This window comes from Armatimonadota bacterium (assembly GCA_036504095.1).
GTDB lineage: Bacteria > Armatimonadota > DTGP01 > JAKQQT01 > JAKQQT01 > DASXUL01.
Map to the genome: position 1 here is coordinate 24,288 of DASXVS010000053.1, position 22,645 is coordinate 46,932.

Sequence of the window (22,645 nt, forward strand, 5' to 3'; positions counted from 1 at the left end):
GCGACAAGGCCATTTTGCCCCGCCTCGCTCGCTCCGCCACACAATCCCGGGATATGAACACCCTTGCCCTCGCGTTACTGCTGGCTGCCCTTTTTACCATACCCTCCGCGGCTGGAGCGGAGGCCCCCGTGCGCACGGCCGGAGGCCAGTTGATCGCCGCGCCAGCCTCTACCGCGCAACAGTCCGAATGGCTGGCGAGTCTTAAGGCCTGGCGCACGTCCACTAACATCGACCGGTCGCTCTATACCGATCCCCATCGTGCGTGGACCCAGCGCAATTTCGTGCAGGCGCTCGTCATCGCCCAGGAGCGCACCCTCTTCGACCCGAAGACCAACCGATACACGGTCGACCGCTACCTCTCCGACGTGACGAAGCGATACGGCGGGGTGGACAGCGTCATCATCTGGCACACCTATCCCAACATCGGGATCGACGACCGCAACCAGCACGACCACCTGCGCGATATGCCGGGCGGACTCCCGGGCCTGCGGAAGATGGTCGCGGATTTCCACAAGCGCGGCGTGCGGGTGTTCTTCCCGATCATGCCGTGGGACAGCGGCACGCGCGAGGAGTCCGTATCGCTGGCGGAGGCAACGGCCCGCGATATGGCCGGAATCGGCGCGGACGGCGTCTTCGGCGACACCCTCTCCGGAATCGACCGATCTTTCCTGGAGGCGGCCCGCACTTCCCTAGTCCTCGAGCCCGAGCTGAACCTTGGGAACGACGAAATGCTGGGCTGGAACACGACGACCTGGGGGCAGTTCTGGGATGAACCGTTCGCGCCGGGTATCAGCGCCTACAAATGGTTGGAGCCCAGGCATATGGTCCACGTCACATCCCGGTGGGCGAAGGACCGGAACGGCGACCTCCAGTGCGCTTTCCTGAACGGCACGGGATACCAGAGTTGGGAGAACATCTGGGGCCTCTGGAACGGCATCACGGGCAAGGACGCGGGCACGCTGCGCCGCGTTGCCGCCATCGAGCGAGAGTTCGCCTCTCTGCTGACGAGTGCGGACTGGGAGCCTTACGCCTCCACCGAGCGGGCAGGGGTCTTCGCGAGCCGCTTTCCCGGCGAGGGCCGGACATTGTGGACGCTTGTGAACCGGTCGGACGAGGACGTGGCCGGCCCGGTATTGAAGGTTCTTCACCGTGAGGACACGCGTTACTACGATCTGTGGCGCGGCGCGGAGATAAAGCCCGAAACCACGGATGGCGTGGATTCCCTGTCGTTCAGCATCCCCGCGCACGGATTCGGCGCGGCGCTGGCGGTGGGCTCCGGGTTCCGGGTTTCGGGTTCCGAGTCTCAGAACCCGAAATCCGGTTCGCTGCGACGCTTTCTGAAGGAGATGGCGGCGTTACCCGCACCTGACAATGGCGCGGACTGGAAGACTCTGCCGCAGCGCGTCACGCCAATCCCGCCAACCAGGCCGGCCGCATCCGCACCTGACGGGATGGTACTCATACCGGGTGGACCGTTCGACTTCCGCGTCTCCGGCGTTGAGATCGAGGGATCCGACGAGTTCGGCATCGACGTTCAGTATCCCTGGGAGGATGCGCCGCGGAGGGACCATGTCCATCAGTTTCAGATGGCGCCGTTCTACATCGACCGCACGCCGGTCACCAACGCCCAGTTCAAGCGGTTTGTGGACGCGGCCCGCTACAAGCCCGGCGATGCCCACAACTTCCTGCGGCACTGGATAGATGGCTCGTACCCGGCGGGATGGGCGAACAAGCCGGTCACCTGGGTCTCCCTGGAAGATGCGCGCGCCTACGCCCGCTGGGCCGGCAAGCGCCTCCCGCACGAATGGGAGTGGCAGTACGCCGCGCAGGGAAGCGATGGGCGACGCTGTCCGTGGGGGCCGCAGCCGGATGCGAACGCGATTCCAAAGACCGACACTGGCCGGACCATGCGGCCGCCCACCGATGTTGACGCCTACCCGTCGGGAGCCAGCCCGTTCGGCGTACTGGACATGGTCGGAAACGTGTGGCAGTGGACCGACGAGTATACGGACGATCACACGCGCTCGGCCATCCTTCGCGGCGGCAGCTACTACCAGCCGCAGGGCTCGAACTGGTATTTCCCGCAGGCCCATCGGTTGGATCAGCACGGGAAGTACCTGCTAATGTCCCCCGGCAAGGACCGCTCGGGTGCCATCGGATTTCGCTGCGTGGTGGATGCTCAAGCCCCACGCAAGGCGACAAGCCTCACTCCGGCGGCGGGGCCGGCTGGCTGAGGGTTGGGTCCTGGAGGAAATCGGTGCGGTATTTCATCTGCGCGATGATGTCGCGCTCGTAGAGGGCAGCCGCGGCCAGGGTCTTGAGTTTGTGCTTCGTCATCACCTGCGCCACAACGTCCGGAAACGGCAGGATGTTGCCGCGATTCACCTTGCGGTCGAACAGGGTGGCCATGCCCGCTTCCGATTTCACCACATCGGAGACCACGCCGGTTATCTCCGCACCGTTGACGGTAACGGTCACCGGTAAGTCCGCGGGCCAGTAGATCCGCTTGGCGATGGCGATCTGCGAGCTTCGGAATGCCCTGCTGTGACGGCCGTTGCGCTGGAACACCGCCGTGAGGCGCTTGTCCTCAATGATCTTCATCACGGCGGTGGCGCCGCTGATCTCGCCGCCGGTTGACGGGTCCAACACTACGATTTCCCCGTCGTCGTTCACGTCGATGCCGAACCGGTGAAACTCGATGAGGAAATCAACGATGAAGTACTTCTTTTCATAGGCCAGAACCTGGGCGAGCGACCCCTTGCCGTCCGACGCCGTGATGAACTGAATGAATCCGATCGACACGTAGCCCGTATCATACGTGTTGACGGTCTCGAATCCGCCCTCCAGTTTGGAGACCGCCCTTGCGATTCGCGATTCGGAGGGCGTCATCCCCGTGGAGAACAGCGGCGTGAGCTCCGCATCGGTCATATCCGACAATGCAGACCCGTACGCCACGGTGCCCTGGGGGAAACGATAATAGGCGAAACGCTCCCGGAAGGTGACATGGTCCTTGTACTCGAAGGTCTCGTCGTCGGCGAAGACCACCTTGTATTTGAGAGGGCTGCAAGGCTCGGAAAAGACCGGGGCGTTTCCCGCGGCCACGACCAGTCCCAAAGGCATTGGGCCGGGAGCAGCGGGCGGATACTGTGCCGCGCTGCCGGAACGGTTTTCCCGCGCGGCATTGGCGGCATCGGCGGTCTGAGACGCGACCCAGCGGTCGTGCACAAGTTTGGCCTTGACCCAGTCTTCCCAGTCGGCATTTGTTGAAGTCGCAGCGGCGTCCTGCGTGGGCGGGGTCTTGCCGGCGCCGTTGAGAGCCTTCTGATAGGCCAGAAACCACGCGGACCCATCGGGCGTAAGCCGCACCTGCCACGGGCTGGCCGGGTCAACGGGCGTCCCGTGTTCGTAACGTCCGGGGACATTCCAGAAGGCGACGATTTTGGATCGCTCGTCCTCCTTGAACAACGGCGCGGGCCGCGCCCCCACGCAAAGGACAGCGGCACAGAGAGCAACAAAGGTTCCGCGGATACAGGATCGCATAAGGACATTCTAGCGCGGGGCTGAATATCAGGGGTTGCGGGCCGGCTTCGTACCTTCGCGGCCCGCGCGGTTTGCCTCCTCGGCTTCGGCGGGCGGGCGCAACATCTTGATGAACAGGCCTCCCACAACGGATCGCGCTTGAAAACCCGTCTGCCGCGCGGTCGTTGTGTCGAACCAGTCGCAGAGCGGTACGCGGGATGGCGTCTCATTCGCGTAACGATAGAGCGGGGCGACCAGCGCCTCGAAGTCCGATTTGTCCTTCGCCAAAGCCGCGCACCACAAATTCCAGTCGATGAGGCTGGTTGGCGTGCGATTATCGACCGGCAGTCCGTACGCGCCCTGTGTTTTCAGGTACCACGCCGCCTCGGAATCGCCGACCGCCACCGGGAAAAGATTGGTGCCTAGAACGCGGTCCCAGATGAGATTGTGTTTCATGCTCCAGGTCCCGGGCTTGTCATAGGCCAGGCGTGTGTGCCCCGTATCGGAGGCCTTTTGCCGCCACTGGGCGGCGTACTCACGCGCGATGGCGGAGTATTTCCTGGCCTCATCGGGCTTGCCGGTCATCGCGCACAGCCGCGCGTACGCGCCGATGCCGATAATCCCCTTGAGAGCCAGGTCAGTGTTATGCGCCAGCGGGCCGAACATGTCTGCCGTACACAATTGATTGCCGGGGTCAAGGGCGTTGGCCACGAGGTAATCCGCCCATTTCGACAGCAAGTCCCAGTTTCGGGTCGCGAATTCCGGGGATGGCCGGGCCTTGCAGAGTGCGGCCGTGAGGATGAGCATATTGCCGGTCTCCTCAACGGGCATCTGGAACTCGAGCTTCAGTTCGCCGTTCACGAGGCCGTAGACCTGCCCGTTTGCCTTCGGATATGTGCCCAGGTCATGCGGCGCGAACGGGAACGGCCACTTTCCGCCGCGGGCGTACGCGAAGATGGGAGATAACTGCGCTTCCAGGAGCGCCGGGCTGTATCGCAGGAAGAACGGGGCGGACGGATACATGACGTCCACGGTGGCGATGCAGCCGTTGCTGAAATTCTCCTTCGCGAAACAAAGAGGCTGGCCGTCCGGCCCTGCCACGACCTTGTTTCCCGCGATGGTCTGGCGGTATGCCAAAGCACAGAGCTGCGCGTACCGGGCTCCGCCCGCCCGGGCCGCCTCCGCGTTCAGCGCCGCATCGAAGGCGTCACATCGCTTGATAAGCGTTTCGTAATCCGATTCAGCCGCGGCGACCATCCGCTCAGGCGTCATCGAGGCGTCCCGGCGCCACCAACCGCGCAATTTCGCGCCGAAATACTCGATGCCGTAGACGTCATCGTAAGCGACCGTCACGTGCCGGCGGACCGGTTTGCCCGTGACAGACCCGAGATCGAACAACGCCGTCATCACCGGCCACCTGTCCTTCGCGGGCCGGGGTTTCGCCGTGTCGTCCGGAGCCGGCAAGGCGCCATCAGCACTGAACCGGGCGCGCGCGTCGTCGGCGGAGACGATGGACGTAGAGGCATTCTGGCCCTTGCGAACGGACAGCATCAGACGACCCCAGTCGATGCGCAGGTTGTCGCCGGACTTGGCCAGGATGTTCTGGTCCACGCTTCCAACCTGCATGACATCCAGCCCGGGAATTGTGAGGCGGGACCACGTCACACTCTGCGTCGTCTGGTCCACCACCCATTCGGCGGAGATATCGAAGTAGAGCTGGACCGCGTGCCGTTTGCCATCCGCCGACCGGGCGGTAAAAGTCACGTAGGACGCCGGCCGGGTGAGCACATCGAGGTCGTTCGGCAGTAGTGGCGAGGTAAACGTGACGGTCAGCTCCACGCCCCGACACGAGAACACGTAGCGGCTCTGAGTGGCCGTTACGGTAACCGATGTCTGCGTTGCGGCAGCAGGCTGAGCATTGGCCCCACCCATGAATCGCATCGGGACGCCGTCAACGCGGACGATCCCCGCCATTGCGTGGTTGGCGCCCGTCCAGTGCCTGGTCCAGTCGTCGTAGAGGTGATCGGCCATCGACCAACAACTGAAATACGGATCGTGAGTCACGAGTGGTACGGCAGGTGGGCGAAATGCGCCGCGCGCCGGGCCCGTCCCGAGGCAGGTCAGCATCATGGCGATGGCCCTCATTCTGGATTGATTGAACATGGCTCCTCCGGTTTCGGTTGCCTCATACGCGCGCCGGCGCTCCCGGCTGGCCCTGCACGGCGTCGAGGAACGCCAGCATATTCTCCAGGGGCACATCGCCTTCCACCGAGTGGGCCGGCGAGAAGATGAACCCGCCGGAGAGGCCGTGTTCCAGCAGGCGTCGGCTCTCCTCGCGCACGTCGTGCACGCTCCCGTAGGGCAGCGTTCGCTGGGTGGACAGTCCGCCGTGGAACACCAGCCTCCCGCGGTACTGATCCAGCAGCGCGTGAACGTCCATCACCTCCGGTTGGAATGGGTTGAAGCAGTTCAACCCGGCGGCGATGAGGTCATCGAACAACTCGTCCACGTCGCCGCAGCTATGAATCATCACGTACTTGCCTGCCTCGCGGACGCGGGCGTACATTCGCTGAATCTCCGGATAAAGGAACGTTCGCCAGATCTTCGGCGACATCTGGAGTCCGCGCTGGCTGCCCCAGTCGTCGCCGAAATACACGGCATCGATGTCGTACTTCAACGCCTCCTCGACTTGCGCGAGGTTGTAGTCCGCGATCCGGCGCAGCAACTCGCGGACGAACTCCGGGTGGTCGTAGAAATCCATCATCAGCGTCTCCATGCCGCGCATCGTCCAGGCGCGTTCGTACAGGGAGAAGCCGATGCGGAATACCCGGAAACGGTCGCCGTAGCGAGCGATCTTGGCGGGGATATCCTCGAAGAACCGTGCATCCAGCGGATCGGGGAAGCTGTACCCATTCAGCGTTGGTTCCGGGAGGACGCAGCCTTCTACGATGCCGATGTCTTTGTCCACGCTGCGGTCCCATACAACGCCGAAGACGTCTCGTACGCGGTCGCCGCCCAGGTCCTCGAAAAACCCGATGTCGCTGCCGAGGCCGAGGATGTGATTCTGGAGGGCATCCTCCAGGTCAGCGCCGGCGAAGTGGTCCCGCAGTTTCTGCTCCGCTTCCACTGTGAAGGAGCATGACCACGGCACATAGGGGGGCTTCCCGCCATCCAGCACGCATCGGATCACATCGCGCTTGTTCATCAGTATTTCCGTGTGGGCAGGACCGATGCGGCCTCCGACGCCTCGTAGGTTCGCTCCTTGAGAGAGATCTTCTTCGCGAGCGGCTTTCCGGCGAGATGGGCCTCGATGGCGTCGAAGATCGCCGGTCCCAGCAGAGGGTTGCACTCGACGGTGCAGTTCAGCTTGCCGGCGGCCATCGCCACAAACGCATCATGGACCGCGTCGATCGATACAATCTTGATGTCCACGCCAGGCTTCAGCCCGGCCTGTTCGATCGCCTGAACCGCTCCCAGCGCCATGTCATCGTTGTGCGCGTAGAGGGCATCGATATGTTTGCCGACCGGGCTCTTCAGGAACGCTTCCATGGCCTCTTTGCCCTTGGCGCGCGTGAAGTCACCGCTCTGGGAGATCACGATCTTCATGCCCGGGTATTTCGTCAGGATTTCGTGGAAACCCTTTTCACGGTCGTTCGCCGGCGAGGAGCCGACCGTGCCCTTCAATTCCACGATGTTGCCCTTGCCGTTGAGCGCCTTTGCCATCCAGCGCCCGGCCATGCGGCCCTCTTCCACGACATCCGGGGAGACCAGCGTTACGTAGAGACCCGGGTCCTGAACGTTGACGGCACGGTCCGCCAGGAACACGGGGATGCCCGCAGTCCGGGCCTCTTTGAGCACAGGTTCCCAGCCCGTTTCAACAACGGGCGCCAGGATGATCGCGTCTACTTTCTGCGCGATGAACGTGCGGACCGCCTTGATCTGGTTCTCCTGCTTCTGCTGGGCGTCGGAGAACTGCAGACTGACACCACGCTTCTTTGCTTCGTCCTGTATGCTCTGAGTCTCCGCGGTACGCCACCCACTCTCCGCGCCGATCTGGGCGAAGCCTACAGTCGTCATTTTGCCTTTGGAAACGGCCGTGCCCGGATTCGATTTGCCCCCGCACCCCGCGGCCACGCACGCTGCCACCGCAATTGCGGCGAACACGCCGCATCGTTCGCGCTTTGTCATCTGTGATGTCCTCCTGGTTGGTTGCCCCTACGTCTGAATCGCCTCGCTGTCCCGTTCCTGTCCCGAACTCAGCCGCCATCCCTGCCCATCCCCAGCAGAATCCCATGGATGATGCTCCACGGATGCGGCGGATCCCCGGGAACGAAACTCGAAACGGGCACAAGGTCCGTGACGCCGTTCGCTTCCGCGTAGCCTCCCCGGTAAAGGCCGCCGGTGATCGCGCTCGTCCCGACGGCGATCACCAGGCGGGGCTCCGCCATCGCGTCGTAGCATCGAAGGAGCGGCTCCCGCATGGCGCGCCCGACGGGACCGGTGACGAGCAACGTGTCCGCGAAGCGCGGCGACGCCACGAACTGCACGCCAAGGCGCGCCACATCGAACACGGCATTCGTGGTCGCGATCACCTCCAGGTCCGCCGCGCTGTCGCCGGTGGACACCTCGCGGACTGCCAGCGAACGGCGGAACGGCTTGCCGCCGGACGGCGCCGCGGGCCGAGGCGTTATTGCCCGGTTGCTGAGCACCAGATCCTCCCGCCTCCGTGTCGCTGTTCGGGTCGAACGGTCCGTGGCGATCGTTCCCGTGGGGCAGGTCTCAACACACAGGTTGCACCCGACGCATAGCCCCCTGTCGAGTGACACATCCGTCCGCGCCCCGTCCTGGGCCAGCGCAATCGCCTGCGTCGGGCAGACTCCGGCACACTCTGCGCAGCCGGTGCACGGCGCCGCCGTGACGGCGGGCATGCCTGTGGCTTCCTCTGGAAGATCCGGGCACAGTCCCCGGTGCGTGATCACTCCGGTCCTCAGGATAGCAAGTAAAGGGCTTGACATGGCCGGGCTCTCCCTACAGGTCGTTTCCGCAATACGACAGGTTGAAACTCTTGTTGCACACAGGGAAATCCCCGATGAGGTTGCCCCGGACGGCGATGGCGAGACCGGTCCAGTTGTTGAGGCTGGGATCCTTGATGGCGTACCGGGCGATGCGGCCGGTTTCATCGGTCGTGATCCAGTGGATCAGCTCACCGCGCCACGCTTCCACAACCCCAATACCTGCCGCATTCGGCGGGAGAACACCTGCGATTTCCACGCGCGCCGGCGACACAGGCAGGTCGTCGAGCAGAGCACGGATGATGGCGATGCTGCTCTCGATCTCGTCGGCGCGAACCCGTGCCCGGGCCAGGACATCGCCTTCGGTGTAGCGGGCGGCGACCGGCGCGCCCGCCGGGTAAATGCCGTGCGGGAAGGCCGCCCGCGCATCGTAACGGCCGCCGCTGGCGCGCCCCGCAGGGCCCACCATTCCGAAATCCTTCGCCAGCGCGGAAGACAGCCGACCGCAGCCCTCCATCCGGTCCAGAACGCCGGGGTTCTCCAATATTAACGGCACGTGCCGGCGCACCTGCTTGTGCAGCGCATTCAGGCCTTCGATCATCTCGCCCCGACGGGCATCGTCGATATCCCGGGCAACTCCTCCCGGCACAATGTACCAGCGCTGGCGCCGGTTGCCGGTCAGCGTCTGGGCGAGGGCCAGCGCCGCGCCGCGCATGGGGGGGAACAGCGTTGGTCCGATGTTGTAGCCGATATCGCCGGCAAGCGCGCCGAGGTCGCCGATGTGGTTGGCCAGGCGCTCGATTTCAAGGGCAATGGTGCGCAGCGCCTCCGCGCGGGGCGGCGGGGTAACACCGAGCATCTGCTCCACAGCGACCGCGTGCGCCAGAGCATTTCCCGCGGCGGTATCCGTGCTCGCGGACTCCGCAAGAAAGCGCGTCTGCGCAAGCGGGGCCTCGGCCAGTCTCCGCTCGAGCCCGCGATGCTGGTACCCCAGCCTGATCTCCAGGTTGGTGATAATCTCGCCCATGCAGCTAAAACGGAAATGCCCGGGCTCGATGATTCCCGCGTGGATAGGGCCAACCGGGATCTCGTGGATGCCCTCACCCTTGACCTTCATGAACGCGTAAGGTTCGCACGGTATGGGCGTCCCGCTCGCGCCGGACTCCAACGGAGCAAGATCAGGCACCCAGACAGGAGCGTGGAGGCGAAGCGTCTTCCAGCGCGGGTGGCCAACCGCTCGGAGGCCGAACATCTCGCCGGCCGCCCGCTCCATCCAGTGTGCGGCCGGGACAAGGGCGGTCATCGACGGGTACTCCCGCACCCCATCCGGCAGCGCAGCGGAGCAGATCACGCCGCTCCCCGTGGCGGTATCGAGCAGCAGAGCCTCCAGGGCCAACCGTCCGTTGGCGAGCACGCGCGCGGTGAGGTGGCCAAGCCGCCAGCCAGGCTTCTTTAATTGGCTCCGAACGGTCTCGGCCATTGCCTCGGGCGTCGTCTCGGTCTGTTGATAGCGTGATCCGGTGGGAAGGTTGAGTGTCATGGCAGCCTGTGCCCTCCCGTCGCCAGCGCGCCGAGAAACGACATCACCGGCGGAGCCAGCGCCAATCCGGTCGCGAGGGTCGCGATCAGCAGCGCCGCCGGCACGGCGCCCCAGGCGGCGGCCGGCTTCCGTACAAGCGTTTGCGCCTTCACTCCGAACAGCATCGGCGTAACGTGCGACATCAGGGCGACGAACGCGACGGTGAGCCCCAGGATGACCAACGCCGCGGCGAGCGGCTGCCCCGCGGTGAAGGTATCCCGCAGCAGCAGCCACTCGCTGATGAACGTCCCGAACGGAGGGCTTCCCGCGATGGCGAACGTCGCCGCGATGAGGGCAACGCCCCACACCGGTGAGATGGCCAAAAGACCGCGGATCTTTGACAGGGCTTTTGTGCCGTATGCCTGCAGGATGCCGCCGCTGAGCAGGAACAGCGCCACTTTCACGAGACTGTGGTTCAGAGCGTGGAGGATGAAGATCGGCGTTGCGCCTATGCCGATGGCAAGCGTCAGGAGCCCGACGTGCTCCACGCTGGAGTATGCCCACATCCGCTTGAGATCGCGCTGGCGCAGCAGTAAAAGGGATGCAGCCAGCACTGTGATGACCCCGCCCGGCACGAGCACCTGTCGCACCAGGTCACCCTGCCCGGCGGCCCGAGCTACCTGCGCTACGCGCCAGATGGCCACCAAGGCACAGTTCAGGAGCGCGCCGGACAGCATCGCCGAGGCGGGCGCTGGCGCCTCGCTGTGCGCGTCGGGCAGCCAATTATGGAGCGGGAAAATACCCGCCTTCACACCGTAGCCCAGCACGCAGAACGCGAACGCGAGGCGGACCAGATGCGGATCGAGCCGCGGCCCACGCGCGACAATCTCGCCGAATACAAGGGTTGGCGTTCCTCCGGCCGCGTGCTGGGCGGCCAGCAGGAGCACCGTGCCAAACAGGGCGAAGGCGATGCCGACGCTGCACAAGAGAAGGTACTTCCAGGTGGCCTCCAGCGAGTGGCGGGTGCGATGGTGGTACACGAGCGGGGCTGAGAGCAGCGTGGTGGCTTCCATCGCGATCCACATATAGCCCAAATTGTGGGCCAGCAGAACACAGTACATCGCCGAGAGGAACAGGCCCGACAGCGTGTAGAACGAACAGAATCGGCGGTCCGAGATGTCCGGGTCGTCCGCGCGCTCGGCGGGCAGGAGAACGGCCGATTGCACCAGCGCCGCCGCGGACACGAGGGTTGTGATGAGCAGGAATGCCGCCGTCATGCCGCCGATACCGAGGCTGCCCACCTCCGTTTCGCCGCGGCCGAAGGCCGGTCCGCAGACCCACACCACCATCGCGACCTGCCCCAGCATCAGTACGGCGGATACAAACGGCAGCCGTCGCGCGGTCCTCGGAAACAGCCCCAGCACGGCCATGATGCCGGGAAGGACGAATATAAGCGGCCAGGCGTTCAATGGCGGAGCCCCCGCAACTGCGTGACGTCGATGTGCTCGAAACTTCGGTTCAGTCGGAAGATCACCAGCCCGGCCACCAGGACGGCGACCAGCACGTCGAAGACCACGCCCATCTCGATGATCAGCGGCATACCGGCCGTCTGCGTGAGGCTGTAGGTGAAGATCCCGTTCTCGAGGACCAGGAACCCGATCACCTGGCTGAGCGCGAGCCGCCGGGTGAGCATAAGCAGCATGCCGATGAGCATCAACGTGAGCGCGACGCCCGCGCTGCCGGAGCTTCCGAGCCCGGGAACGGCGAAGCGGGGCGCCAGGATGTACCCCACGGCGAGGAGCCCAAGCCCGATCAAAAGCGTGAGCGCCGGGCTCAGCATCACGCCGCCGTCCCGCTGTATTCCCAGGCGTCTGGAGGCCCAGGCGAGGTATCCCGGGATGCCGATCGCCTTCACCGTCAGCACCACAATCCCCAGCACCATAAAGTGCGGCGCGCCTTGCTCAACCGATATCTCCATCGTCGCCAGCGCCAGCAGCGCAGTCTGCGCGGCCAGTCCGCGGATCATCATCGGCACTCGCACAAGGCCGCACATCCAGATGGCCAGCAAGCCGGCGGTCCCCGTGATCACATCGTTCGTCGTCAGAACCATCCGCTCAACCCTTCGCAACGGCGAGCAACGCCGCCAGCAGACTCAATCCCACGGAGTAAACAAGGAAACCCGGCACGCTCCGCCATTTGAGCTTTACCAGTACCCCCTCGGCCATCGCCACCACAACGCCGATGCCGAAGAGCCATGCGACGCTCAACGCATAGCGCGGCCCATCCGCGAGCGCAAGGAATCCGGGAACCGTGCGCAGCAACGTCTGCGCCGCCAGACCCAACAGCACGCACGAACGCAGCGCCACGGCATATTCCACAAGGGCGAGGTTCCGGCCGCTGTTCTCCAGGATCATCGCTTCGTGCACCATGGTGAGTTCGAGGTGCGTGGTCGGGTCATCGACCGGCATCCGGGAGAGTTCGGCAAGCGCCGCGACCACAAGGGCGACCCCGACGAGGCCCGCGATGATCGGATCCATGGGCGCCGCGTAGATCTTGGCGAGATCGGTGCTTCCGGCCCCCAGGGCCAGGGCGGCCAGGCCGGCGATTACGGCCGGCTCGATCAGCAGCGAAATGGTGGCCTCGCGGCTGGCGCCCAGCCCTCCGAACGCCGATCCGGTGTCCATCGCCGCCAGCAGGCTCACAAATCGGCCCAGGCCCATCAGATAGACTACCAGGATCAGGTTCGTCGCCCCGCCCCAGGACGGCGGCAGGAGCGGCCCCGCCCAGGGCACGAGGCAGGCGGTCGCCAGCGCCACGACCAACGCGATCCGAGGCGCCCACACGAACACCCAGCCGGCGTTCGTGCTGATGGTTTCGCCCTTCCGCAGCAGCTTGGCGATGTCAAAGAACGGCTGCCATACGGGGGCGCCTAGCCGTGTCTGCATCAACGCCTTCGCCTTCCGGATGACTCCGACCAGCAGAAGCGGGAGGACGGCCAGGTTCACGAACAACAGCACGGTATTCATACGCGCACCGCCATCCATATCAGGATCGCCAGCGCGATCGCGACGTAAAGCAGGTACTGGTGAATGCTGCCGGCCTGAAACCGCATCAGGAAGGTCCCGGCGCCCCGCTGCACGGCCTGCAGGAACGGTGCGTACACGCGCGTTTCCAGGTACGGCTCGTGGGTTGCGCTCACGTCCACCCCCTCGGGGAAGAGGCGGCGGCCCCGGCCTTTCACGCGGATCTCGATGGAGTAGCGGTACACCGCGCCGAACAATCGCGAAATTGGCTGGGCGAAACTGGTGGCCGTATATTGCGTGCGCGGACCAAGAGGGCCGAAACCGCAGTCCCATGTCGTATACTTCCGCGCCGGTTGCCGTTGAGCGAGGTACGCCATCCCGAGGACGACGGCCGCAAGCCCGCCCAGCAAGGCCAGCGCGAGAACGGCGGAAGGCAGGGTCCATGCGGACGCCAGCAGGGGCTGTTCACCCGGCGCGGTTACGATGCGGGCCAACGGGCCGAGCGCCAGCGGAACCGCCAGGCCGAGGGCGATACAGGCGGCGGCGAGGATCGCCTGGGCGGCGACCATGCCGGATGATCCCTCTGCGGCGTTGGCAGCCTGTTTGCTGCGCGGCGCGCCGAGGAACGCCACGCCGATCGCCTTCACGAAACAGGCCATCGCGAGGCCGCCGATCAAGCCGAGCCAGCCCATAAGGCAGAGCGCGCCCAGCCGGACTCCGGCGGCAGGCCCCAGGAGCGCCATACCGAAAAAACCCTGGTAAAGCAGCCATTCGCTGGCGAAGCCGTTCAGCGGCGGCAACGCGCAGATGGCCGCGCTTCCAACCACAAAGGCGGCCGCCGTGTATGGCATACGGTGTACCAGGCCTCCCAGCGCCTCGATGTCGCGGGTATGCGCCCGAGCGTCGACAACCCCCGCGCCCAGAAAAAGGAGGCTCTTAAAGACAGCGTGGTTCAACGTATGGAAGAGGGCGGCGGCCAGCCCCAACTGGGAGAGGAGCGCGTTGTGCTGCGCCCGTCCGGCGATGGAAAGCCCGAGCCCCATCAGGATGATGCCGATGTTCTCTATGCTGTGGTAAGCGAGGAGGCGCTTCAAATCGTGCTGAAGCAGCGCAAACAGCACCCCCCAAAGCGCCGATATCGCGCCGAGGACCAGGAGTATCGGCCCCAGAGCGGGAACGTTCAGGTGTTCGCCCACCACGAACAGGCGGACCATGGCGTAGATGGCGGTCTTGATCATCACCCCGCTCATCAGGGCGGAAACCGGCGCAGGCGCGGCGGGGTGCGCGATCGGCAGCCAGAGGTGGAACGGCCAGCAACCGGCCTTGGTCGCGAGGCCGACGAGGATCAGCAGCGCCGGTCCCAACGCCGCCGCGCCGTTCAGATGCCAGTCGGTGAACGTCCAGGTACCGGTGAGGTGATGCGCCCACAGGAATCCGGCCATCAGGAACGAGGTGCCCACGCGGGTGGCGCCCAGGTAGATGAGCGCCGCGCGCTGCGTGCCGGGCTGGGTGTGGTCGCTGGCAACGAGAGCGAACGAGGAAAGCGCCATTACCTCCCACGCCACGATGAAGGCGATCGCATTGCCCGCCAGCACGACGCCGCACATGCTCATCAACAGCAGGACGAATCCGGACCAGACGAACCCCAGCGGCACGCGCTCACGAAGGTGGTGCAGGTACCCAGGTGAGAAGACCGCCGTTACGAATCCGATGAAGCCGATGATGCCGAGGAACCATCGGCTCAGCGCGTCAAAGACAAGGAGAACGGGCGCATCGCCAAGGAAGACCGTGAGCGGCAGGCGAACCGTGCAGTCACCGCAAAGCGCGGCGGCCAGGACCAGCAGGCAGCCCAATGCGGCCAGGACCGGAAGGGTCGGTCCCTTCGCCCGCGGGAAGGCCAAGCCTATGATCATGGCGGCGATCCACGCGAAAAAGGCGGCTGCGCACCAAACGGTGCTGCCGCCCCCCATAATAGTTTCAAGTGTGGCTGGCAATCGATTCGTTCCGGAGATGGTCGTACAATATTGGCCCGCGATACGCTGAATGGGTGGGCCGGCTCACGTCTGAGTATAGATTGCGGCGCCACGCATGGATTCGCCGACAGGCCTGAGTCCGCCGTGTCGCCGTGAATGGCGGGGGCGTCCCTGTATCCAATTTCTTCGTAAGGACCGTTTGAGAAGGCCGAAAGAAGTTCACATAGTTGTTCGAGTGCCGGGTCCGGGACGGGCGATGCCGTACCCGTCGCTGGGGCAATGTCCAGGAGGCAGGAAATGGCAAACATACTGGTGATCGATGACGAGCCGAACATCCGCACGATGGTCCGCATGGCGCTCGAGCAAAGAGGCGATCGTGTGGAAGAGGCTGACGACGGCCTCGACGGCCTCGAGCAGTACGGCGATGGAGCCGGTTGGGACGTCGTGCTTCTGGATCAACGGATGCCGGGTATCGAGGGGCTGGATGTCCTCCGGCAGATGAAACGGCTGGCGCCACGGGCAAACGTGGTCATGATGACCGCCTTCGGGACTCTGGACCTGGCGGTGGACGCGATGGCGGCGGGCGCGACCGATTTTTTGCGCAAGCCATTTTCGCTGGAGATGCTGCGGGGCGCCGTCGAGGCGGCGCAGCGGCATCACGCCGTCGCGACGCCCGAGCCCGGTGAAAACCGCCTCGTCTTCACCACGTTCAACGGCTACCGCATCGAACCACTCCGCGAACCGGCCAAACGCAGGAGCGGCGAGATCCAGCAGACGGCGGCGGTGCGGGCGCCGAACGGCAATCTGACACCGTGCGTGGTCGTCTTTCCGCCGGACCTCGTGGAACAGATCCACCGCAAGGTGGGAGATTCGGACTGGCCCGTTATGGATCGCTTCTGGCAGGGACTGGCGGAGGAGATGCTGGCTCACTACGTTTGGCACAACGCCAGCGTGCCCATCGGAGCGTTCCTCCGCAGGGGAGACTACGGACCGTACCTGGATCACTGGCTCAACGCGGTGTCCGGAGACCGCCAGGCAGCGTAGCCCGTGGGGGCCCGAGGCAAGAGACGGCGATGATGAGAAACTTGAGGGTGCAGTTGCTCGCGAGCCATCTGACGCTGGTTGCGCTCATGGTGGTGATGATGGCGGGGGCGGTGGTCAACTTCCTTCACCTGGGCCGCTCCATCGATCGTATCCTTCAGGACAACTACAAGAGCGTGGCGGCGGCGCAGGATATGAAGGACGCGCTGGAGCGCATCAACAGCGCCAACGCCTTCCTCCTGGCGGGCCAGCCGGAGCGGGCGCGCCGGCAGTACGAAACTTACCGCACCCGGTTTCACGCGGCCTACCTGATCGAGGCGCACAACATCACGGAACGCGGGGAAAAGGTGATCACCGCCGACATCGGTGATCGGCTCTGGCCGGACTTTGAGCGAAACACGCAGCGGTTCCTGTACGCGAAACCTCCCATCCCCGTTCCCACGGCGCGCGCGTACTACTTCGGCACCCTGCAACCCGATTTTGTGCACTTGAAACAACGGGTGCAGGACGTCCTCAACCTGAACCAGATGGCGATCCTGCGCGCGGACCAGCGCGCCAAGGCCGAAGCACGGCAGGCGTCGCGCGTCGGCATCGCAATGACGGTGGGCGCCCTCGTTCTGGCATTGTTCTTCGCGCTCCGAGTGATCGGCTCCTCGCTCACGCCGCTCCGGACGCTGGCGCGGCAGGCGGAGGAGATCGGCGCCGGCCATCTGGACCAGCGCATCGAATTGCACCGCGAGGATGAGATCGGCAACCTGGCCGCTTCCTTCAACCACATGGCGGAAAGCCTTCGCGAGGCGCACCGCAGGGAAGAGGAGCGGCTTCACCGCGCGGAACGAATGTCGGATGAAGCCCTTGAAAGCCTGTACGATCCGGTGGTGGTGACCGACGGCGAGGGGCGCGTTGTCCACCTGAACCGGGCCGCCGAAGGGTTGTTCGGGCCAGCGGCGCGCGCCGCCGGCCGGGCGGTCAGCCAGGTCATCAACGATCCCCGCGTCGCGAAGGGCGTGGAGCGTGCCATTCGGCAGGAACGGGTCTCCGCCGAGGAGGGTGAAAGCGCCTTCGTGGCGCTTTCCTCCGGGGAGGCGGAGCGGACATACCGACTGCGCGTTACTCCGATGAGGGACAGCGATGACACGCTGCTCGGCGCCGTTGCGGTTCTTGAGGACGTCACCCATCTGCGGCAGTTGGACCGCCTGAAGACCGAGTTCATCAGCGTGGCCAGCCACGAATTGCGCACCCCGGTAACGTCGCTTCTGCTCGCGGTGCAGTTGATGGAAGAAGGCGCGACGGGCCCTCTCACGCCGGAGCAGCGGGAAGTTGTCGCCGCCCAGCGACAGGACCTGGAGCGGCTCCAGCGCATGATGCGCGACCTGCTGGACCTCACCCGTCTGGAAGCCGGCGTGGAGCCTCCGCGGTTTGAGATCGTTCCGCCACGCGAGCTGATCGAGGCGGCCGTGGCATCGGTGGCCCCGCAGGTTGAGGGGCAGGGCATAACGCTCACATCGGAGATTCAGGCGGACCTCCCAACGGTGCGGGCGGACCGCGCGCAGCTGACGCGGGTGCTGGTGAATCTGCTGAACAACGCGGTGCGCCACACGCCGGAAGGCGGCCGGATCACCGTTCGGGCATTCGATGCGGACGATAAGGTGGCGTTTGAGGTGAAGGACACGGGGGTGGGAATCCCGAAGGAATACCTGCCGCGCGTTTTCGAACGATTCGTGCAGGTGCCAGGCGCCACGCGCGGCGGGGCGGGGCTCGGCCTCTCCATCGCAAATACTATCGTCCACGCACACGGTGGGGACATCCGGGCCGAGAGCGAGCCTGGGCAGGGCAGTGTGTTCACCTTCAGGTTGCCGGCCGTTGGCCGCCCGAAGGGTGAGGGGTGAGCGGGATGGCGCGTATACTGGTCGTCGATGACGAGGCGAACATCCGCATGATGATCCGCATAGCGCTTCAGGCGGATGGGCATGTTGTGGAGCAGGCGGCGGATGGGCCGGAGGGGCTGGAGAAGTTCGACGACGGGAGCGATTGGGACCTGGTGCTCCTCGACCAACGCATGCCCGGAATGGAAGGGCTGGAGGTCCTCCGCGAGATGCGCCGCCTCGATCCCGGTGCGCGCATCGTTATGGTCACCGCCTACGGGACCTCAGGCCTCGCGATCGAGGCGATGAAAGAGGGCAGCACGGATTTTCTGCGCAAACCCTTCACGCTGGAGATGCTGCGCGGGGCCGTGCAGGCGGCGACGAGCGGGGCGGCCGGCGCCACCGACGGCGAGGGCCCGGTCATCAGCTTCACCACACTGAACGGCTTCAGAATCGAGCCTGGCCGGCAGCCGGGAGCGACAGAAGGTAATGACCTCGTCTACCACTTCACGGTCCACGGGCCTGGCGGGGAGACGACGGCGTGCACTGTCAGCCTCCCAGCGCACGTTTTGGAACTGGTGATCGCGCACGCCGGCCGCGAGCAGATGCCGGGCGGTGATTTGTTCTGGCAAGGGTTCTGCGAAGAGGCCCTCGCGAACTATGTCTGGCAGAACGCCTGTCCTCCGGAGGAACGGCTCCGCGTGGAAGAACTCACAAAAGAGTTGCGCCGCTGGGTGGACTCCGCGCTGGCATCGCCAACCGGCGAAGGACACTGGCAATCCGGAGGTGACGCGAAGGGGGCCGGGGCGGGATCAGAATCCCGCGTCCCGGCCCCGGACTCCCGGCCCTCTACAGGTTGACGCGGATGCCTTCGCTCGATGACTTGTAGGCGGCAGCGATGATGCGGTTGGCTGCGAGGCCGTCCTTCACGGTGATGGGCGCGGCGGTCTTCGTCTTCACGGCGTTGATAAACGCTTCCACCTCGCGCTCGAAGCGGTCCGGCCCATCGGTTTCGATCTTCTCCCACGCGCCGGAGCCCTTCAACAGCAGTTGCGCCTCGCCGTTGTTGTAGTTCACCGTGGCGGCGCCTTCGGTGCCGTAAACCTCGATGATGTTGGCCGAACCGGGGGAGGACCAGCTTCCCTCGATGACGCCATAGGCGCCCGATGCGGTGCCGAACGTGACGATGCAGCTGTCTTCAACGCGATGGATGCCGGCGATGTTGGCGACGGCGCCGGTGATCCAGGCGGCGTCACCCACCAGGAAGCGGAAGAGGTCGATGGAGTGGACAGAGGTATCCATCAAGGTGCCTCCGCCGGCGACCGCGGGATCGCCAAACCAGGTCTTGGACATGTCCTGCTTTCCGCCGAAACGGTTGCGGTACATCATCACCGCGCCGAGCTTGCCTGCGTCAATGGCTTCCTTGACCTTGATGACCGGCGGGTGGTAGCGGTGGCAGAAGGCGACCATGAACGGTACGCTCGCCTTTCCGGCAGCGGCGGCGATGCGCTCGGCGTCTTCGACGTTGAAGGCCATCGGCTTTTCGCACAGGACGGCCACTCCGCGCTCGAGGCACTGGACGGCGACGTCCGCGTGGAATTTCGGCGGGGTGCAGATGCTCACGGCATCCGGCTTCGCCGTGTTCAGCAGTTCCGTCACTGTCTCATAAGCGGAGGTCTTCCAGACGTTTGTCGCCTTTTCGCGGGACGCGGGCGAGACGTCCGCCACGCCCGCCAGTTCCACGTCCTCGAGGCGGTCGTAGCCCCGTTTGTGCTCGCCGGCGATTCCTCCGGCCCCGATGATACCAACCTTCATGTCGTCTCCTCCTATGCTACGCGCCGATTGTTATAGAGCAATTCTGCCTCAATAGCACTTTAGACATTGGAGCGTGATATAGAACAGTGCGGCCGACGCCGGGTATCGGGTGGCGGGTATCAGGTACCGTCAGGACATTTTAAATGGGCATCGGCGTGTCGGGCACGGAGGCCCGACCTACCGAATTGGAGGTTGGAAAGTGGACGTTGGGCCCGATGTCGGGCACGGAGGCCCGACCTTCCGCGGAAACTAACCCTCCTCCAGGCCGCTGCGGAAGGGGGCGGACCAGCGGGATGTCGCTTCCTGTAGGCGGGCGACAGCGGAGGCGTCTCCCTGGAGCCAGCCGAGCGACGCGGCGGCGGAGGGCGTGACGAAACCGCTGGCGATCGGGGTGAACGCGCGGATATCGCAATCCACGTCAGGTTCCGATGTCACGATCTCCGCCGGCGAGCCGTCGAGCGCGGTTTTCCACGTGCGCGTGCCGACCAGCTCGTCGTGAATCCGGATCGTCACCGGTTCCGTTCTACATGCGCACTTCATTAACGGGAAGATCGCGTCCGGGTGGATGATCCGGAAGCCGAACGACGCGTGCAGTTCCGTTTCGATCGCGCGTGCGTTCACGGCGAGGGAGCGGACCCTGTCGTTGACGGAGAACGCCGCGCGGTATTTGCCGAAATCCGTGCGCTCCATAACGGCCCGGATGATCGCCACGGCGGCGGCGCCATCGAGCGCGCGGATCTCATTTATCTCTAGGAACGCCGGCTTCTCACCATCCTTCGGTTCCGGTATCTCATACATCGCGTAGCCGACCGGCTTGCCTCCGCGGCGGCAGACGAAGCCCGTCTTGTTCGCCTGTCCGCTGCCGAAGCGCTCCGGCCCGACCAGGCTCTCCCAAACGTCCCATGCGCGCGCGGTAGAGCATCGGAAGCCGGGGGTAAGCGCATCCCACACACTCGAAACGTCGGGAGCATCCGCCGGCGTCAGCACGGAGACATCGCCGTCCGGTTCGATCAACCACTGGATATCGCGCGGCCATGTGGAGATGCGGACCTCGCCGCCGGTCTCCCAGCCGAACTTGCGGTAATACGCGTAGGAAAAGGGCCACATCGCCGAGCCTGTTATGCCCCAGCCGACCATTCGGCGAACGGTTTCGGTCATCATCGCCGCGGCGCAGCCGATACGCCGCGCTGCGACAGCGGTCCCGACCCCTCCGACGGCGCCCCCCGGAACGGTCACGTCGCCCATCTGGAGGTCCTCCGGGGTGATCATCATGGCGGCCACGAGCCGGCCTTCGTGTTCAACGACCGGGATGTGTTCGCAACTGAACCGTTTGGCGTGGCGGTGAAACGCCGTGACCCAGGGCTCCAGGTCCATCTCGAACGCTTCGGCGCCGATTTCCCCGGCCCGGTCCAGTTCCTCGGGTTTGATGCTGCGCGCAGTGACCATGGTATCCTCCGTGATGCGAAGATGTTTCCAGTACGATAGCACCGGGCGGAAGGCGTCAGGGAAGGAGGGATACCCGATCTGATACCATTCGCTACCGGGTATCTCCAATGAGTTATCATAATATGGGAGCAGGCCCGGTGCGCGCATCTGGCGATCCTCCATTCGTTCCAAAGCCCTTGCCCGGAGAGGTTCCTTGGTCAGCAGAAGCAGATCAGCGCCAATATGTGTGGCGGCCAGCATCGCCGCGACGGCTACCCTGGCAGCCGGCGGGTGTCATCGCCGCGCGACCCCGGTCGCTTCCGTGCCCCCCCCGCCGCCAGCCTACGCGGCTAACACGGTCGTTGCCGGCGTCGCGGTCGCCGGGCTCACGCAGGACGCCGGCGCTAAATTCCTGGCCGAACGCCTGAAACCGCTGGGAGTGAGGCCGCTCACGCTCACCTATGGCTCGCGCTCCTACCACCGTCATTGGGGGGAGTTGGGCATCAAGCCAAACGTGGACGCGATGTTGGCCTCCGCCTGGAAATCCCCCAATGTGCCTCTGGCGTTGACACTGGATATGCGCGCCGCCAAACGGTCGATCCGGCATGCGGCGCGCGGGTTGGACATCGAACCAATCTCGCCGCATTTTGTGGGACCACCTTCCAAAGGCTGGATCAAGCCGGGCCGCACAGGGAGGCGCGTTGATGTGTACGGTTCGGCACTGCTCCTCCAATCCGCCGTGCAGAAGGATCCGGGTCTGAGCACTGTCCCGCTGGTGGTCGTTCCGTACGAGCCCGGCTTCACGGTGGAGGACCTGGAGCCGATCAAGACCCGGGTAGTCTCGTACACCACCTTCTTCAACCCGCGCGAAGCCAACCGAACCCACAATCTTCGGCTCGTTTCCCGAATGCTGAACGGCGCGTTCGTCAAACCGGGCGAGGTCTTCTCGTTCAACGGCTGGGTCGGGGAGCGCAACGCGTCGGACGGATTCCGCGAGGCCATCGTCTACAAGTACGGGAAGATGGAAAAGGACATCGGGGGCGGGTTGTGCCAGGTTTCCAGCACGCTTTACAACGTCGCGCTGCTGTCCGGGCTGCCCATCATGCAGCGCAGCCACCACTCGCTCACGGTGCATTACGTTCCGTTGGGCCGCGATGCCACCGTTTACTGGGGAACACACGACCTGAGATTCAGGAACGATACCTCGACGCCGCTCTACATCCGCACCAGGGTTTCGCGCGCCGCGCTGACCATTGAAGCGTGGGGCGAAGCGCCGCTCGGGAGAAAGGTCCAGGTCACTTCCACAGCCGATTGGTCGAACGGCCAGGCTGTTGCCCGGGTTTACCGGATTATCGCCCAGAACGGCCAGCGAAAGAAAGAGATGATCTCGGACGACAAGTACGATACGCAGCACGTGATGGCCTCCGTTCCCGCGAAATCGAAACGGACCTAG

General features: G+C 64.9%; 17 protein-coding genes. 5 read left to right on the forward strand and 12 right to left on the reverse strand.

Annotation, left to right across the window (positions count from 1 at the left end; translation table 11 throughout):
• Positions 1-128: 128 nt before the first annotated feature.
• The gene (locus VGM51_13125) at positions 129-2,234 is read left to right on the forward strand and encodes an SUMF1/EgtB/PvdO family nonheme iron enzyme (GenBank protein ID HEY3413976.1); all 2,106 of its coding nucleotides are present in this window, start codon (positions 129-131) and stop codon (positions 2,232-2,234) included.
• Here VGM51_13125 and VGM51_13130 read toward each other — a convergent pair.
• From VGM51_13130 to VGM51_13175, 10 genes are all read right to left on the reverse strand, one after another.
• Positions 2,206-3,540 carry a hypothetical protein gene (locus tag VGM51_13130; protein HEY3413977.1) on the reverse strand — a complete coding sequence of 445 codons (1,335 nt, stop codon included), beginning with the start codon at positions 3,538-3,540 and terminating at the stop codon, positions 2,206-2,208. The genes VGM51_13125 and VGM51_13130 overlap by 29 nt on opposite strands.
• Positions 3,541-3,567: 27 nt before the next feature.
• Positions 3,568-5,682 (reverse strand): DUF5127 domain-containing protein, encoded by a 2,115-nt coding sequence (locus VGM51_13135; GenBank protein ID HEY3413978.1) that lies wholly within the window; start codon positions 5,680-5,682, stop codon positions 3,568-3,570.
• Between the two features lie 22 nt (positions 5,683-5,704).
• Positions 5,705-6,724: a uroporphyrinogen decarboxylase family protein gene (locus VGM51_13140; protein HEY3413979.1), complete on the reverse strand. Its 1,020-nt coding sequence runs from the start codon at positions 6,722-6,724 to the stop codon at positions 5,705-5,707.
• Complete coding sequence (locus VGM51_13145; GenBank protein ID HEY3413980.1) at positions 6,724-7,707, reverse strand: ABC transporter substrate-binding protein; 984 nt, start codon at positions 7,705-7,707, stop codon at positions 6,724-6,726. The genes VGM51_13140 and VGM51_13145 overlap by 1 nt, the downstream gene beginning before the upstream one ends.
• A gap of 68 nt (positions 7,708-7,775) precedes the next feature.
• Complete coding sequence (locus VGM51_13150) at positions 7,776-8,447, reverse strand: 4Fe-4S binding protein (GenBank protein HEY3413981.1); 672 nt, start codon at positions 8,445-8,447, stop codon at positions 7,776-7,778.
• Positions 8,448-8,547: 100 nt separating this feature from the next.
• Entirely contained in the window at positions 8,548-10,071 is a 1,524-nt protein-coding gene (locus VGM51_13155) for an NADH-quinone oxidoreductase subunit C (protein ID HEY3413982.1), read from the reverse strand.
• Entirely contained in the window at positions 10,068-11,519 is a 1,452-nt protein-coding gene (locus VGM51_13160; protein ID HEY3413983.1) for a proton-conducting transporter membrane subunit, read from the reverse strand. Before VGM51_13160 ends, VGM51_13155 begins: the two co-directional genes overlap by 4 nt.
• Complete coding sequence (locus tag VGM51_13165) at positions 11,516-12,160, reverse strand: hypothetical protein (GenBank protein HEY3413984.1); 645 nt, start codon at positions 12,158-12,160, stop codon at positions 11,516-11,518. Before VGM51_13165 ends, VGM51_13160 begins: the two co-directional genes overlap by 4 nt.
• A 4-nt stretch (positions 12,161-12,164) precedes the next feature.
• The gene (locus VGM51_13170; GenBank protein HEY3413985.1) at positions 12,165-13,076 is read right to left on the reverse strand and encodes an NADH-quinone oxidoreductase subunit H; all 912 of its coding nucleotides are present in this window, start codon (positions 13,074-13,076) and stop codon (positions 12,165-12,167) included.
• The gene (locus VGM51_13175; protein ID HEY3413986.1) at positions 13,073-15,067 is read right to left on the reverse strand and encodes a proton-conducting transporter membrane subunit; all 1,995 of its coding nucleotides are present in this window, start codon (positions 15,065-15,067) and stop codon (positions 13,073-13,075) included. Before VGM51_13175 ends, VGM51_13170 begins: the two co-directional genes overlap by 4 nt.
• Before the next feature lie 276 nt (positions 15,068-15,343).
• Between VGM51_13175 and VGM51_13180 the strand changes: the two genes are divergently transcribed.
• From VGM51_13180 to VGM51_13190, 3 genes are read left to right on the forward strand one after another with little or no spacing between them, the layout of a single operon-like run.
• Entirely contained in the window at positions 15,344-16,090 is a 747-nt protein-coding gene (locus VGM51_13180) for a response regulator (GenBank protein HEY3413987.1), read from the forward strand.
• A gap of 29 nt (positions 16,091-16,119) precedes the next feature.
• The gene (locus tag VGM51_13185; protein HEY3413988.1) at positions 16,120-17,976 is read left to right on the forward strand and encodes an ATP-binding protein; all 1,857 of its coding nucleotides are present in this window, start codon (positions 16,120-16,122) and stop codon (positions 17,974-17,976) included.
• Positions 17,977-17,981: 5 nt separating this feature from the next.
• Positions 17,982-18,812: a response regulator gene (locus VGM51_13190; protein HEY3413989.1), complete on the forward strand. Its 831-nt coding sequence runs from the start codon at positions 17,982-17,984 to the stop codon at positions 18,810-18,812.
• On the opposite strand, the gene VGM51_13195 is transcribed toward VGM51_13190, so the two are convergent.
• Positions 18,802-19,767 carry a Gfo/Idh/MocA family oxidoreductase gene (locus tag VGM51_13195; GenBank protein ID HEY3413990.1) on the reverse strand — a complete coding sequence of 322 codons (966 nt, stop codon included), beginning with the start codon at positions 19,765-19,767 and terminating at the stop codon, positions 18,802-18,804. The genes VGM51_13190 and VGM51_13195 overlap by 11 nt on opposite strands.
• 249 nt (positions 19,768-20,016) lie before the next feature.
• Entirely contained in the window at positions 20,017-21,360 is a 1,344-nt protein-coding gene (locus VGM51_13200; protein ID HEY3413991.1) for a GNAT family N-acetyltransferase, read from the reverse strand.
• A gap of 46 nt (positions 21,361-21,406) precedes the next feature.
• Between VGM51_13200 and VGM51_13205 the strand changes: the two genes are divergently transcribed.
• A complete protein-coding gene (locus VGM51_13205) occupies positions 21,407-22,645 on the forward strand; it encodes a VanW family protein (protein HEY3413992.1) in 1,239 nt (412 codons plus the stop codon).

Excerpts from the sequence above, each read along its gene's own strand:
- VGM51_13130 (HEY3413977.1), bottom strand. The coding sequence starts at position 3,540 with ATGCGATCCTGTATCCGCGGAACCTTTGTTGCTCTCTGTGCCGCTGTC.
- VGM51_13135 (HEY3413978.1), bottom strand. The coding sequence starts at position 5,682 with ATGTTCAATCAATCCAGAATGAGGGCCATCGCCATGATGCTGACCTGC.
- VGM51_13140 (HEY3413979.1), bottom strand. The coding sequence starts at position 6,724 with ATGAACAAGCGCGATGTGATCCGATGCGTGCTGGATGGCGGGAAGCCC.
- VGM51_13145 (HEY3413980.1), bottom strand. The coding sequence starts at position 7,707 with ATGACAAAGCGCGAACGATGCGGCGTGTTCGCCGCAATTGCGGTGGCA.
- VGM51_13150 (HEY3413981.1), bottom strand. The coding sequence starts at position 8,447 with ATGCCCGCCGTCACGGCGGCGCCGTGCACCGGCTGCGCAGAGTGTGCC.
- VGM51_13155 (HEY3413982.1), bottom strand. The coding sequence starts at position 10,071 with ATGACACTCAACCTTCCCACCGGATCACGCTATCAACAGACCGAGACG.
- VGM51_13165 (HEY3413984.1), bottom strand. The coding sequence starts at position 12,160 with ATGGTTCTGACGACGAACGATGTGATCACGGGGACCGCCGGCTTGCTG.
- VGM51_13170 (HEY3413985.1), bottom strand. The coding sequence starts at position 13,076 with ATGAATACCGTGCTGTTGTTCGTGAACCTGGCCGTCCTCCCGCTTCTG.
- VGM51_13180 (HEY3413987.1), top strand. The coding sequence starts at position 15,344 with ATGGCAAACATACTGGTGATCGATGACGAGCCGAACATCCGCACGATG.
- VGM51_13185 (HEY3413988.1), top strand. The coding sequence starts at position 16,120 with ATGATGAGAAACTTGAGGGTGCAGTTGCTCGCGAGCCATCTGACGCTG.
- VGM51_13190 (HEY3413989.1), top strand. The coding sequence starts at position 17,982 with ATGGCGCGTATACTGGTCGTCGATGACGAGGCGAACATCCGCATGATG.
- VGM51_13195 (HEY3413990.1), bottom strand. The coding sequence starts at position 19,767 with ATGAAGGTTGGTATCATCGGGGCCGGAGGAATCGCCGGCGAGCACAAA.
- VGM51_13200 (HEY3413991.1), bottom strand. The coding sequence starts at position 21,360 with ATGCGCGCACCGGGCCTGCTCCCATATTATGATAACTCATTGGAGATA.